The sequence below is a fragment of the Nonomuraea diastatica genome (genome assembly GCF_004349015.1).
Classification (GTDB): Bacteria; Actinomycetota; Actinomycetes; order Streptosporangiales; family Streptosporangiaceae; genus Nonomuraea; species Nonomuraea diastatica.
This window is the reverse complement of the sequence record NZ_SMKP01000106.1, coordinates 23008-35199: the sequence shown is the minus strand read 5'-3', so window position 1 is coordinate 35199 and position 12192 is coordinate 23008. Positions and strand designations below refer to the sequence as shown.

The following is a 12192-nucleotide window of genomic DNA, read 5'->3' as shown; positions in this document are numbered from 1 at the left end:
CGGCCGGGTTACCTCCTGTGCCGTACACCTGGAACTCCCAGAGGCTGTAGCCGTAGGCGGTGGCACGCTGGGTGCCGTACATGCGCACGTACCGGCCGGAGCCGGTGACGTTCAGGGTCTGCCTGAACCCGTTGCCGCTGGTGGTGCTGTGGATGGTGGTCCAGGTGCCCGCGTCGGGCGACACCTGGAGTGCCGTGGACGCGGACGTAGCGGCCGCTGCCCGACACGTCCAGCGTCTGGTCGCCGCCGGTGGCGGTGGTGGCGTACAGGTCGGTCCAGGACGTGCCGTCGGCGGAGACCTGCACGGTGAATGCGGTGGCGTACGCGGCCTCCCAGCTCAGCCGCACCTGGCTGATGGTCGCGGCGGCGCCGAGGTCGACCTGGAGCCACTGCGGGTCGGAGAAGGCGCTGGACCAGCGGGTGCCGGCGTCGCCGTCGACGGCCGCCGAGGCGGGGAAGGCGGCGTTCTCGGTGGAGGAGGCGGTGACGGTCCGGCCTTGGGACAGCAGGGTGTCGGCGGCGCCGGCGGGCGCCGCCGAGAGTAACGACAGGGTGACGAGGAGGACGAGGAGGGCCCCGAGGCGTCGTATGCCGGGGCCGGGGGGTGGACTCACGACATCTCCGTCAGGGTGAGAAGCGGGGGTGTTCGGGGAGCGCTCCCTGAATGGGAGGGTGCTCGCCTCTCCTGCCGCTGTCAAGATGCTCGTTACCAGGTGAAAACCCGCCTGACACGCGGGCAACCGCTCCTTACCCTCCCTTATGCGGTTCCGACCAGCGACGATACCGACACGCTCGCGCCGAATACCCGGCATCCTCCTCCGGCCAGAGGAACAGGGAACAGACCCTGCCGTGAACCGCTCAGAACTCGTTGAGAGAGCGCTCTCACAAGAAGAAGACACGAACCACCCGGCCCTTAGGCACGCGTGGCCGAACGGCGGACCTCCATGGTCGGCATCACCCGCAGTCGATAAAATGAGTGGGAAATCCTTGCTGGTCCCGCCAAACTGATCAACAACCAGTAAGGAGCCATCTTTCATGCCGAACCAGCCCGCACCGAACCTGCTGTCGTGGGCCAGCGAGATCGACGAAGGCGCGATCATGCAGGCCGCACGCACCGCCCGCCTGCCGTTCGTCTCCGGCCACGTCGCTCTCATGCCCGACGCGCACGTCGGCATCGGTGCGACGGTCGGCTCGGTGATCCCCACCGAAAACGCGATCATCCCCGCCGCCGTCGGCGTCGACATCGGTTGCGGCATGGTGGCCACGGAGACGACGCTCACGGCCGCGGACCTGCCCGACACGCTCGCGGCCCTGATGCCGATGGTGGAGCACCGCATCCCCGCCGGCGTCGGCAAGGGCCACGACGACCCGTCGACCGACCGCGCTCTCAGCGATCTCGGGCTCCCCCACACCGGCCTCAACCCGAAGCAGACGAAGAAGGTGGCCGACCAGTTCGGCACCCTCGGGTCCGGCAACCACTTCGTCGAGGTCTGCCTCGACGAGCGCGACCACGTCTGGACGGTCCTGCACTCGGGTTCGCGCGGCATCGGCAACCAGCTCGCCCAGATGCACATCACGGGCGCCAAGAAGCTGATGAAGAAGCAGACCATCGGCCTGGAGGATCCGGACCTGGCGTACTTCGTCCAGAGCACGCCGGAGTTCACCGCGTACATCGAGGACATGTTGTGGGCCCAGCGCTACGCGATGGCCTCGCGTGCCCGGATGGACAAGGTCCTGATCAACGCCCTGTTCCGCGTCGCCGGCAAGGGACGGCGCGTCCGCACGATCAACTGCCACCACAACTTCACCCAGCAGGAGACCCACTACGGCAAGTCCCTGTGGATCACCCGTAAGGGCGCCATCAAGGCCGACAGCGGCGACGAGGGCGTGATCCCGGGCTCGATGGGCACGCGCTCGTACATCGTGCGCGGGCGCGGAAACCCGGAGTCGTACAACTCCTGCTCGCACGGGGCGGGCCGCCGCATGTCGCGGACGAAGGCCAAGCGTGAGCTGTCGGCGACCTCGCTCACCGCGGCCATGAGCGGCCGCACCTGGAACGCGGACCGGGCCGCCGCCCTGGTGGACGAGCACCCTGAGGCGTACAAGCCCATCGACCAGGTGATGGCGGACCAGAGGGATCTGGTGGAGGTGCGGCACACGTTGCGCCAGATCTTCAACTACAAGGGCTGACCAGGCTCCGGCTCTCCGCCTGCGCGGCAGGCGGAGAGTTTCTGGCCGCGTCACCGATTACCGGCCGGAGCCCTATGAGCCGCCGCCCGGCCGCAAGCACCTCGTGGAGCGCTGGTGAGCCGTCCACCGGGTGGGCTTTTCACACCCGTCCGCTTTCCCCGGGCTGACTGCCATACTGCTTCGTCTCCGGCTTCTCCACCATGAGCGCGTGCGCCGGCTCGTCTGCCACGGGCCGGTGCCGCAGGCCCCTGGGCACGACGAAGACGTCTCCGGCCCGCATGGTGACCGGGTCTCGCCCGTCGAGTTCGAGCGTGAACGTGCCGTCCCAGCACAGGAACAGTTCGTCCTCGTCGTGATAGTGCCACGGGAACGCCCCGTGGAAGCGGGCCAGCCGGACCACCGCGTCGTTCACCTCGGCGAGCTGCCGCTGCTGCCAAGGCCCCGGCAGCGTGCTGATGGCCTCGGGGACCGACGTGCGAACGCTGACGTCAACGGTCATCAGTGCCTCCTCATGGATCGCGTACGGGAACCATCCAACGGCGGAGGCGGCCTTGCTCACAGAGCCAATGCGGCCGAATTGGACCTCCTTTCGGACCAATCAGCCCGGGGTGCTCGCGAGTTCCCCGGGCACGGCCGGCGCCCGCGGCGGCCTGCCGGGAAGGAGCGGGATGACCGCCAGCACGATCACCAGCACGGTCACGACGAGCCAGAAGATGCCGTGGAAACCGGTGATCACGTCGCCGGAGGTCTGCAGGATGAGCGTGACGACCGCCACGCCGAGCGCGGCGCCGAGCTGGTTGAGCATGTAGAGCACCGAGCTGCCCTGCGCCACCAGGGGCTCGGGCAACGTGCGATAGAGCGAGCCCATGGTGGGCGCGCTGAAACATCCGCTGCCCAGCCCGATCGTGAGCGCCGCCAGCGCCGGCCAGATCTCTGGGGTGTGGGCACCCATCCGGGTGAAGGAGAGCGCGCTGAGCAGGGCGACGATGACGCCCGCGATGGCCAGGCCGCGCGCGCCGATCCGGTCCGACAGCCGCCCGGCCAGCGGCATCGCGATCGAGCCGCCGAGCCCGAGCGGTGCCATCAGCAGGCCGGCGGCGAGCACGCCGTGGCCGTGAGCCTGCTGGTGGTACAGCGGGAGCGCGAACAGCGCCCCGAAGAGGGACAACCCGCCGAGCCCCATGATCGTGACGCTGGCCGTGAACCCGCGGTTGGCGAACAGGCGCAGCTCGATCAGCGGCGGCTTCCTCCGCTTCGCGGGGGAACCTGGCGCACGCAGCGCGTGCACGGCGTAGCCGGCCAGCAGCAGCACGCCCGCGGCCAGCGGCAGCAGCGCCTGCCAGGCGGCGAACGACGCCTGCTCGGCCGCCTGCGACAGCGCCAGGACGACGGCCGCGAATCCGGGCCCGAGCAGCGCCAGCCCCACGACGTCCAGCCGGGCGGGCGACGCTCCTGACGGTTCGTCGGCGGGGACCACGCGGACGGCCAGCAACAGGGCGACCAGTCCGATGGGCACGCTGAGCAGGAACATCCACCGCCATGACAGCCCGGCGAGCACCGCGCCGCCCGCGATGGGCCCGAGCACGGGCCCGAGTGACAGCACCACGCCCATCAGCCCCATCACCCGTCCGGCCCGGCGCGGCCCGGCGGCTCTGGCCAGCAGGATCAGCACGAGCGGGTCGAGCAGCCCCGCCCCGAACCCCTGGAGCACCCGGAAGGCGATCAGGCTACCGACGTTCCAGGCCAGCCCGGCCAGCAACGATCCGGCCAGGAAGAGGGACAGCCCGGCCAGCCACAGCCGCTTGCCGCCGAACCGGTCGACGGCCCAGGTGGTGAACGGGATGGTGGCGGTGACGGCGAGCAGGAAGCCGGTGGACGTCCAGCCGGCCGTGCTGAGTGAGGTGGCGAAGGCGCCGGCCAGGGTGTCGATGGCGACGGCGGCCATCGTGCTGTTGAGGATGCCCAGCAGCCCGCCGAGAAGGATCACGCCGATCATGCCGAGGAGCCGGGAATCCATACGGTCATCCGGCGTGATTGAACTCATGGGTTCAACGTAGTTATCTGATGCGTTCGCATGCAACCCGTACGCCCATAGAGATGAACCGGTGCGTACAATCGCGGACATGGCCACCAGCACACGCGGACGCATCGACAAGCGCCAGGCGATCCTCGGCGGCGCGTTCGCCGTGTTCGCCCGCCTGGGATACGCGCAGGCCTGCGTGCAGGACATCGCGGACGAGGCGGGCGTGGCCAAACCGACGGTCTACAACCACATGACCGACAAGGCCACGTTGTTCCGGCACGCCGTGGAGGCCGCCTCGCAGGCCGCGCTCGACGCCCGGATCGGCGCGCTCGCGCCGCTGGCCGATCCGGGTGACGATCTGGCCGGCGTCCTGGAGGACGTCGCCCACGCGCTGCTCCGGCTGCACACCGACGAGCGTTCGTGCGCGTTGAAACGGCTGCTCTACTCCGAGATCACGAGATTTCCTGACATTCTCGGCGTCGTGACCGGCAGCGGCCCCCACCACCTCACCCAGGCGCTGGCCGACCGCCTGGCCCGGCTCGCGCTCTCCGGCCGCCTGCGCGCCGCCGACCCCGACCTCGCGGCCGAGCAGTTCCTCGCCCTGCTCCTCGGCCCGCTGGAGGCCCGCTCCCGCCTGGGCACCCGCCCGATCAGCGACACCGAGCTCCATGACATGGCCCGCGCCACCGTGTGCACCTTCATGCGCGCCTGGGGGCAGAAGACACCATAGCCAATGTCAGCGACAATACCTCTTGTCGATGGTAGGCAAGGGATATAGTCTGCCGCGTGTGGTGGAACGAGACGACTACGCGGCCATCCGCGATCGGATCATCGGGCTCTCCCACACCCAGGGCTTGCGCTGCGACTGGGCGGAGACGACCAGGCGGCAGCGCTTCCTCCTGCTGTGGGACACCGAGGGCCGCGTCGCGGCCCGCGCGATCGTCCCGCTCTACCCCGGGGAGACGCCCCACCTGGTCGACTCCCTCGAACAGGGGCTCGCTCACCTGTTCGGCGACCACTGGCTGGAGGATTCATGACCGCGGACCGCGTTGACGTTCACATCACTCTGGCGGGCAGCCTGTGGCTGGCCCAGGTGGACGGCGTGGCCGGCGGCATGTCCGCGCGCACACTGAAGGAGCTGCACGCCGACGTCACCGAAGGGCTGCCGTTCCTGTTCGCCGACCGCGACCGGCCGCCCGCGCCCGTCTTCCACTACGCGCTGCCCGGCCTGTCCGAGCAGGACCTCGACGACTTCGCCGCACTCCAGCGCCAGGCCGCCGCGATCGCCGAAGACTACACGCGCACGCTGAAGAAGCGCGTCAAGCACATGCACGAGCTGGGCCTGTCCGACGGCGACATCGGCGAGCTGCTCGGCCTGACCAAGCAGCGCATCCAGCAGATCCGCACCAACGCCAACGACGAGGCCCGCCAGACCGCCTGACCGCCAGACCGCCTGACCGCCAGACCGCCTGACCGCCTGACCGCCTGACCGCCTGACCGCCTGACCGCCTGACCGCCAGCCCGCCAGACCGCCAGACCGGGCAGCCGCCCCGGCGAGCCGGCCCGCGGGCCTCAGGATCGACCGCACGTCTCGGGGCAGAACGTGACCTCGGGGTAGCGCGATGATGGTTCGTCCAGCAGGGGCTGCCGCTGCGCCTTCAGGTGCCGGTCGAGGAAGGCCGCCACGTACGTGCGGGTGAGCTCGGCGCCGCGCGCCGCGGGCAGGACGCCGTAGGCGGGCTTCACGCCGAGGACGCCCGCCAGCAGCGGACCGTCGGTGAAGGACTGGTGATCCGCGCCCGACAGGACGAGCCAGCGCTTCCACCCCGTCAGCAGCTTCCAGTCGCGGTCCCACGACATGTCGCGACCGCCGGGGGTGTGCTCCGATGAGCCCATGAACATGAACGGCCGGGAGAACCCGCTCTTGGGCATCCGGGCGTAGGTGGTGCCGTCCATGTCGATCCCGGCCCGTACCCGGGGGTCCTGCACCATGGCCGCCACAGCGGCGGCGCCGCCGATCGACTGGCCTGCCATCGCGATCCTGGAGCGGTCGATCCGGTCCGAACCGTCCCACGTCGCCGGCAACCGGTCGAGCACGAAGGAGACGTCGGCGGCCCGGCCCTGGACCACCCCGGTGCCGAAACCCGGGTCGGTGTCGCTGTCGCAGGCCAGGCATTCGGCGACCCGCCCGTCGGGGAAGGTGGTGGCGTAGCTCTCGTAGGTGTGGTCGATCCCGGCCACGACGTACCCCCGGCTGGCCAGGTCCTCGGCCAGGGACGTGAGGGTGCTCATCGGCTTGGTGAAGCCAGGGGAGAGCACCACCAGCGGAAGCTTCTCCCCCGTGGGTTCGGCGTCTTTGACGGCGTTCGTGCGCGTCTTGCTCAGCGTGTCGTACGGCACGCCCGTGATCTTGGAGCCCTTCAGGAGGCGCTCGGATTCCTCCGGCGTCATGTACGGTGCCCGCTGCCCGTCGCGCTGCCTGGTCGGATACCACAGGGTGACCTTGAGCTCCCTGGCGTCGACGTCGAGGTTCCAGGGATCGGGACGGGAGGCGTCCTTCAGGTACAGGGCGGTGGTGCCGACCTGATGAGGGCCGGTGGGGGCGGGCAGGGTGACGGGGCCGGCCGGCGTGGCCGGAGGTCCGGCGTCGGACCGGGGCGGCGCGGGCGCGGAGCAGGCGGACGCGGCGAGGAGTGCCAGTCCCGTGGCGGCCGCCAGGATCTGTCTCATCGGGAGGACCTCACTTCCGCAGCAGGGTCAGGGCTTTGGACAGGGCGGGGTCGCGCCCGGCGGCCGCGTCCTTGGGGGTCAGGGGCACGTGATGGTCGGGGGGCACGCCGATCCGGTCGATCACCTCGCCAGCGGGCCCGCGGTGGTGCCTGGCGGGGAAGCTCAGCAGGGTGTTGTTCCTCAACAGGTACGACTGCGCCGGACCCGAGATGACGCCGGCGGTCCTGGTACCGACCAGCCGGCCGAGCCGCAGGTCCTTGACCGCGGAGCTGAAGTGCTCGCACGCCGAGGCGCAGCCGCGATCGGTGAGCACCATCAGCGGCAGGTCGAGCAGTTCGACGGTGTCGTCGGTCCGCTGGGGCCGGCACGCGCCGTCCACCGTGCACAGGTAAGCGGTGGCCTTGCCGTGGACGAACGCGCTCACCAGCCGGGTCGCCTCCGCGGGGATGCCGCCGCCGTTGCCGCGCAGGTCCAGCACGACGCCGGTGAGCGTCCGGCCGGTGCGCAGCCTGGAGATCGCCTTGAAGACCCTGTTCGCGGAGTCGGGAGCGAACCCGCGCACCCGTACGTAGGCGATGCCGTCGTCCAGCAGCTTCGACTGCACCACGTGCAGGGTGGCGGGATCCCGCGGGTAGAGGCCGGGCTTGAGCGTAGCGTTCCACCGGCGGCCGGTGCCCTGCCGCAGGAGCCGCAGACGGACCGGGCGGGCTTCGGGGTATCGCGGGTAGAGGGCGGCGATCGCGGGGGTGGCCTTCCCGTCGATGAAGGGCGCCGATCCGTTGACCGATTCGATGATGTCGCCTGGGCGCAGTCCGGCCGCCCGCGCCGCGCCGCCCTGCACGGTGGTGACGAACAGCGGAGGGAGTGCGGCACCCAGGTCGCCGTCCAGCTGCGGACCGTCGACGTTCGCCTGGAGGCCCAGGCCGTAGCCGTCGCCGTCGTAGCGGTCGGGGGGTCGCTTGACGTCGTGCGCCCAGCGGGCGTGGTTGTCGCCGAGGGCGGCCACGATGGCCTCAAGGATGACGACGGCCAGCTTGCCGCGGAGATCGGGGACCTGGTCGGTGGTCTTGCTGTAGACGGCCTCGAAAGCGGCCCAGTCGGCCTTCCTGTCGCCGGTGAGCGCCGGCAGGGTGGCCTCGGGCACGTCGTGTCCGTTACGGTTGAGCTCCTGCGTCAGGGCGGCGAACCCGGCGGTCAGCAACGAGCGGGCGTCCAGCGTCGCGCCGCTGTAGTAGTTGCCGAGGATGCAGAAGTACGCCTGCTCGACGACGTCGATCGTGGTGGCCGTCTCCACCTCTGGGGGTTTCTGGGGCGGCGCACAGGCCGTACTCGCCGCCTGGCTCGCCTGGCTGCGCGGCGGCGAGGGTGCCGTGCAGGCCGTCGCCAGGAGGAGGGCGAGCCCGGTGGCCGTGGCCCTGATGACGGTCATGAGACCTCCTTCGTCGGCCTCATGACCAAGGTGCAGTGCTCATTGATGACCTCGGCGAGCTCGGTCATGACAGGCGCCGCCGGATCCACCAGAAGGAGAACCACGTGAGACCGAGGGTGAGCAGGGCGTAGATCCCGGTCTCGATCCATTGGAAGGGCCAGAAGCGGTCGAGGGGCTGGTAGGTCGCCTGCTGCCGGTAGCCGAGCCGGTTGATCTCGGCCATGCAGATGTCCTGCCCCGATGCCGCCCCGGCCGGTGAGCAGGGCCCCGAGGTGGTGGAGACCTGGATGGCGCCTTCGCTGTCGCTGCCGCCGATGTCGCGTCCGGACGGGTCGAGGAGCTCGCTGGACAGGACCCAGGCGCCCGCGTGGCCGGGTACGGCCGGCCTCAGGAGAAGCTGCGCGGACCCGCCTCCGTCGCGTGGTACGCCGAGGTGATCCACGTTCGCCTTGCCGAGCTCGAAGGTCGCGGTGATCGGGGGCATGAGGTGGGGTCTGACCAGCAGCGGCATGGCGAGCTGGAGCGCGGCGAACAAGGCCAGGGTGAGGGCCATGGCGGGCAGGGTTCGCCGCACCAGCATGCCCATGGTCACGCCGAGGACGAAGGCGAAGGCCGCGTACCCCATCGGGGCGATCCCCCGTGCGCCGAACACCAGGGGAGCCATCAGAGCGAGGCTTTCCGAGGCTGACCTGTCCAGAGGGTCGGACCACCAGGTCACCGCGAGGCCGCACAGGCCGGCGGCGGCCGTGGCGGCCAGTCCGGTGAGGCCGAGCTTGACCGCCAGCCAGCGGCCGCGCGTGACGCTCTGGTTCCACACCAGCAGGTGCGTGCCCGCCTCCAGCTCGCGGGTGATCAACGGTGCTCCCCAGAAGAGCCCGACGAGGGCGGGCAGCAGCAGCACGACGAGGCTGATGGCCATGAAGGGGGTCTGGTACTCGTCGAAGAATTGATCGTAGAAGCGGTCACAGGTGTTGTCCCGCGTGCAGTCGGTGATCCCGGCGGAGTAACCGGAGGCCAGGTCCGGGCCGGTCACGGCCAGGGCGGCGGCGAGGACGACGAGCAGGGCGGCCATCATCGCGGCCGAGCCGCGGAACTGGCGCCAGGTCAGCCAGATCATCGCCGGGCCTCCAGGGTGACTCGCCGGTCGCCGGCGGTGTGCTTGTCCATGTAGGCGAGGACGAGGTCCTCCACGCTGAGCTGGGTGACCGTCCAGGCGGGGTCGTGGACCGGGGCGTCGGTACGCACCACGAACGTGCTCTGCCGGTCGGTGTGGCGCGCGGAGATCACGTGCTGGTCGGCGGGGAGCCGATCGGGATCGCGGCGCGGGCCGCTGAGCCGGTGGTGGGTGGCCAGCAGCGTGTCGGTCTCCCCTGCGACCTGCACGCGCGAGTCGACGAGCACGATCAGGTAGTCGCAGACCCGTTCCAGCTCGGAGACCAGGTGGGAGGAGAGCACCACGCTGAACTCGTGCTCGACGGTGGCCTCCATCAGCCCCTGCATGAACTCCCGGCGAGCCAGCGGGTCGAGCGAGGCCACGGGCTCGTCGAGGATCAGCAGCTCGGGCCGCTTGGCCAGGCCCAGGGTGAGGGCGAGCTGAGCGCGCTCGCCTCCCGACAGCCTGCCCGCCCGCTGGGTGGGGACGAGTCCGACTCGCGCGATGCGTTCCCGCGCTCCGGTGGCGTCCCAGCGGGGGTTGAGCCGTGCTCCTAACCGCAGGTGCTCGGCGACGGTCAGTCCCGCGTAGACGGGCGTGTCCTGAGCGACGAATCCGACCCTGGCCAGCTGCGCGGGCTTGCCCGCCGGCCGGCCGCCGAGCACGGTGATGGCGCCCGTCGTCGGTTCGAGCCGGCCGCTGGCCAGCTTCAACAGCGTGGTCTTGCCGGCTCCGTTGGGGCCCACCAACCCGACGACGTGGCCCGCCGGGATGTCGATGGTGCACTCGCGCAGCCCCCAGCGCCTGCCGTACTTTTTGCCCAGCCCCCGGGCATCCAAAACAGAAGTCACGCTATGTCCTTCCTGGCGGTGCTTCGAAAGGTGGTCATGAAGAGGGCCTCGATGCTCTCCTCGTCGAGGCCGGCCCGGCGCGCCTTGGCCAGCCAGCGCTGCAGTTCCAGCCGCAACGGGCCGTGCGCGGCCAGTGAGGTGTCGGTGAGCGTCGCCGTCACGAACGTCCCCACCCCCGGCCGGGCTGCGACCAGGCCCTCGTGCTCGAGCTCCCGGTAGGCCTTGAGCACGGTGTTGGCGTTGATCGCCAAGTGTCCGACGACCTCCTTGACGGTCGGCAGCTGGTCGCCCTCGTGCAGCAGTCCGAGCCGCAGTGCCCGCCGCACTTGCTGGACCAGCTGCAGGTACGGCGAGACGCCGGACTTCGCATCCAGATGGAACTCGATCACCGCTTCTCCCAAACTCCTAATGTGCTAGGACTCTAGATATTTCCCTATATAGCGGCCGTAAAGAAGCCCTCCTTGCTACTTGACGTCGGATAGCAAGTACTTGCTATTTTGTGTCAAGTGAACACACGTGAGCACGTGGCGTTGGCAGGTGAGCTGGTCGAGCTGATCGAGCGGCGGATCGTCGATCCGCTGGAGATCCTTCTCGGCTCCGGCGAACAGGTGGACCCGGTCAGGGCTCGCCTGCGGATCGAGGCAGAGGTGTGGGCCGCCCAGCTGCTGGGCCGCGACGAGAGCCTCGCGGTCCGTACGGCGGCGCGGCTGATCGCGGCCGCCTTCCCCGGCGACGGCCCGTTCGATCCCCCCGACGCCTGGTGGCGCACCGCCTTCGGCAGGGCCGTGGCCAGGCGCGCGGGCCATCCGGGAAAGGAAGCGGTGCCGTTCGCCACGGCGGGCGCGATGCTCGGCATCACCCGGCAGGGAGTTCACGACCTCGTCAAGCGCGCGAAGCTCGACCGGCATCCCGACGGCGGGGTGACCACCCACTCGATCCGCGAACGGCTGAACCAACCTCAGGAGCGTCATGGCGCACGACGTCACCATCACTGATCACGACATCCCCCTCGCCGTACGCGACCACGGCGGGCCCGGCGAGCCTGTCGTCCTCCTCCACGGCCTGGGCGGCACGCTGGAAGCGTGGGACACGGTCGAACTCGCCGGCCACCGGGCCGTGGCGCCGGATCTGCGGGGCCACGGCCTGTCCGGCGACGGCCCGTGGGAGTGGGAAAGGGCGCTGGACGACCTCGAGGCGGTGGTGGAACATCTGGGCCTCGGCAACCCGGCCGTCGCCGGTCAGTCACTGGGCGGCATGCTCGCCGTGTTGTGGGCCAGACGTCACCCCGAATGCCCGGCGATCGTCAACCTCGACGGGCTGCGCTCCGCCGAGAACACCGCCGACCACTACCCGGGGATGGACCCCGCGGCGCGGGACCGGGAGCTGGCGAGCCTCAAGGCCAGGTTCGACGAGCAGGCCGCGAGCATGGGCCGTCCGCTCACCGCCGAGCTACGGCCCATGTTCCCCGCGAGGGCTCTGGTCGAAAGGGACGGGCAGGTCTACGCCCGGCCCTGCGCGGAACTCCTCGAAGCGGTGCGCTACACCCCGGAGTTCCGCGACACGGTTCCCCTGCTGCGCGAGGTCACCTGCGACGCCCTGGTCGTGATCCCGGCCCGCGACCCGCAGGGCATGCCGGGCGGCGAGCTGATGGAGGCGTTCAGGAGGGGAGTGCGCCGCGACCTCGCCACCCTGCCGCCCCACATCCAGGTCAGGGAACTGGACGCCGGCCACGACGTGCTCGCCGAGCAGCCGAAGGTGGTCGCCGCCCTGATCACGGACTTCCTCGCCGCCCGCCGAGCGGGGTGAGGGCGGCGGG

The 12192-nt window shown here is 70.4% G+C and carries 14 protein-coding genes; 6 read left to right on the top strand and 8 right to left on the bottom strand.

Annotated features, from left to right (window positions below; all coding sequences use genetic code 11):
- Nucleotides 1-8: 8 nt before the first annotated feature.
- Entirely contained in the window at nucleotides 9-614 is a 606-nt protein-coding gene (locus E1294_RS57825) for a discoidin domain-containing protein (protein WP_342775102.1), read from the bottom strand.
- A 421-nt stretch (nucleotides 615-1035) separates the two neighbouring features.
- On the opposite strand from E1294_RS57825, the gene E1294_RS31545 reads away from it, so the two are divergent.
- Nucleotides 1036-2190 carry an RtcB family protein gene (locus E1294_RS31545; protein WP_132514483.1) on the top strand — a complete coding sequence of 385 codons (1155 nt, stop codon included), beginning with the start codon at nucleotides 1036-1038 and terminating at the stop codon, nucleotides 2188-2190.
- A gap of 139 nt (nucleotides 2191-2329) precedes the next feature.
- Here the strand turns inward: E1294_RS31545 and E1294_RS31540 are convergent, their stop codons facing one another.
- Nucleotides 2330-2689 carry a cupin domain-containing protein gene (locus E1294_RS31540; RefSeq protein WP_132514481.1) on the bottom strand — a complete coding sequence of 120 codons (360 nt, stop codon included), beginning with the start codon at nucleotides 2687-2689 and terminating at the stop codon, nucleotides 2330-2332.
- A 99-nt stretch (nucleotides 2690-2788) separates the two neighbouring features.
- Entirely contained in the window at nucleotides 2789-4207 is a 1419-nt protein-coding gene (locus E1294_RS31535; protein ID WP_246083418.1) for a DHA2 family efflux MFS transporter permease subunit, read from the bottom strand.
- Between the two features lie 106 nt (nucleotides 4208-4313).
- Here E1294_RS31535 and E1294_RS31530 point away from each other — a divergent pair, with 106 nt between their 5' ends.
- Genes E1294_RS31530 through E1294_RS31520 form a run of 3 tightly spaced genes read left to right on the top strand, consistent with a single transcriptional unit; the run spans nucleotide 4314 to nucleotide 5654 of the window.
- The gene (locus E1294_RS31530) at nucleotides 4314-4943 is read left to right on the top strand and encodes a TetR/AcrR family transcriptional regulator (RefSeq protein ID WP_132514477.1); all 630 of its coding nucleotides are present in this window, start codon (nucleotides 4314-4316) and stop codon (nucleotides 4941-4943) included.
- Between the two features lie 58 nt (nucleotides 4944-5001).
- On the top strand, nucleotides 5002-5250 hold the full coding sequence (locus E1294_RS31525) for a hypothetical protein (RefSeq protein WP_132514475.1): 249 nt from the start codon (nucleotides 5002-5004) through the stop codon (nucleotides 5248-5250).
- Nucleotides 5247-5654, top strand: a complete 408-nt coding sequence (locus E1294_RS31520; protein ID WP_132514473.1) for a hypothetical protein — start codon at nucleotides 5247-5249, stop codon at nucleotides 5652-5654. Before E1294_RS31525 ends, E1294_RS31520 begins: the two co-directional genes overlap by 4 nt.
- Before the next feature lie 131 nt (nucleotides 5655-5785).
- Here the strand turns inward: E1294_RS31520 and E1294_RS31515 are convergent, their stop codons facing one another.
- The 5 genes from E1294_RS31515 to E1294_RS31495 form a co-directional block, all read right to left on the bottom strand.
- Nucleotides 5786-6943 carry an alpha/beta hydrolase family protein gene (locus tag E1294_RS31515; protein ID WP_132514471.1) on the bottom strand — a complete coding sequence of 386 codons (1158 nt, stop codon included), beginning with the start codon at nucleotides 6941-6943 and terminating at the stop codon, nucleotides 5786-5788.
- 10 nt (nucleotides 6944-6953) lie between these two features.
- Nucleotides 6954-8372: a S41 family peptidase gene (locus E1294_RS31510; RefSeq protein ID WP_132514469.1), complete on the bottom strand. Its 1419-nt coding sequence runs from the start codon at nucleotides 8370-8372 to the stop codon at nucleotides 6954-6956.
- A 64-nt stretch (nucleotides 8373-8436) separates the two neighbouring features.
- Entirely contained in the window at nucleotides 8437-9489 is a 1053-nt protein-coding gene (locus tag E1294_RS31505; RefSeq protein ID WP_132514467.1) for an ABC transporter permease, read from the bottom strand.
- Nucleotides 9486-10376 carry an ABC transporter ATP-binding protein gene (locus E1294_RS31500; protein ID WP_132514465.1) on the bottom strand — a complete coding sequence of 297 codons (891 nt, stop codon included), beginning with the start codon at nucleotides 10374-10376 and terminating at the stop codon, nucleotides 9486-9488. Before E1294_RS31500 ends, E1294_RS31505 begins: the two co-directional genes overlap by 4 nt.
- Nucleotides 10373-10765 carry a GntR family transcriptional regulator gene (locus tag E1294_RS31495; RefSeq protein WP_132514463.1) on the bottom strand — a complete coding sequence of 131 codons (393 nt, stop codon included), beginning with the start codon at nucleotides 10763-10765 and terminating at the stop codon, nucleotides 10373-10375. The genes E1294_RS31500 and E1294_RS31495 overlap by 4 nt, the downstream gene beginning before the upstream one ends.
- A gap of 117 nt (nucleotides 10766-10882) precedes the next feature.
- Here E1294_RS31495 and E1294_RS31490 point away from each other — a divergent pair, with 117 nt between their 5' ends.
- Both E1294_RS31490 and E1294_RS31485 read left to right on the top strand, forming a co-directional pair.
- The gene (locus E1294_RS31490) at nucleotides 10883-11371 is read left to right on the top strand and encodes a hypothetical protein (protein ID WP_132514461.1); all 489 of its coding nucleotides are present in this window, start codon (nucleotides 10883-10885) and stop codon (nucleotides 11369-11371) included.
- Nucleotides 11346-12182: an alpha/beta fold hydrolase gene (locus E1294_RS31485; protein ID WP_132514459.1), complete on the top strand. Its 837-nt coding sequence runs from the start codon at nucleotides 11346-11348 to the stop codon at nucleotides 12180-12182. Before E1294_RS31490 ends, E1294_RS31485 begins: the two co-directional genes overlap by 26 nt.
- The last annotated feature ends 10 nt before the right edge of the window (nucleotides 12183-12192 follow it).

What these genes read in the sequence shown, in the direction of transcription:
- E1294_RS31515 (WP_132514471.1), bottom strand. Translation starts at nt 6,943, where the DNA reads ATGAGACAGATCCTGGCGGCCGCCACGGGACTGGCACTCCTCGCCGCG.
- E1294_RS31545 (WP_132514483.1), top strand. Translation starts at nt 1,036, where the DNA reads ATGCCGAACCAGCCCGCACCGAACCTGCTGTCGTGGGCCAGCGAGATC.
- E1294_RS31535 (WP_246083418.1), bottom strand. Translation starts at nt 4,207, where the DNA reads ATGGATTCCCGGCTCCTCGGCATGATCGGCGTGATCCTTCTCGGCGGG.
- E1294_RS31530 (WP_132514477.1), top strand. Translation starts at nt 4,314, where the DNA reads ATGGCCACCAGCACACGCGGACGCATCGACAAGCGCCAGGCGATCCTC.
- E1294_RS31540 (WP_132514481.1), bottom strand. Translation starts at nt 2,689, where the DNA reads ATGACCGTTGACGTCAGCGTTCGCACGTCGGTCCCCGAGGCCATCAGC.
- E1294_RS31505 (WP_132514467.1), bottom strand. Translation starts at nt 9,489, where the DNA reads ATGATCTGGCTGACCTGGCGCCAGTTCCGCGGCTCGGCCGCGATGATG.
- E1294_RS31520 (WP_132514473.1), top strand. Translation starts at nt 5,247, where the DNA reads ATGACCGCGGACCGCGTTGACGTTCACATCACTCTGGCGGGCAGCCTG.
- E1294_RS31510 (WP_132514469.1), bottom strand. Translation starts at nt 8,372, where the DNA reads ATGACCGTCATCAGGGCCACGGCCACCGGGCTCGCCCTCCTCCTGGCG.
- E1294_RS31485 (WP_132514459.1), top strand. Translation starts at nt 11,346, where the DNA reads ATGGCGCACGACGTCACCATCACTGATCACGACATCCCCCTCGCCGTA.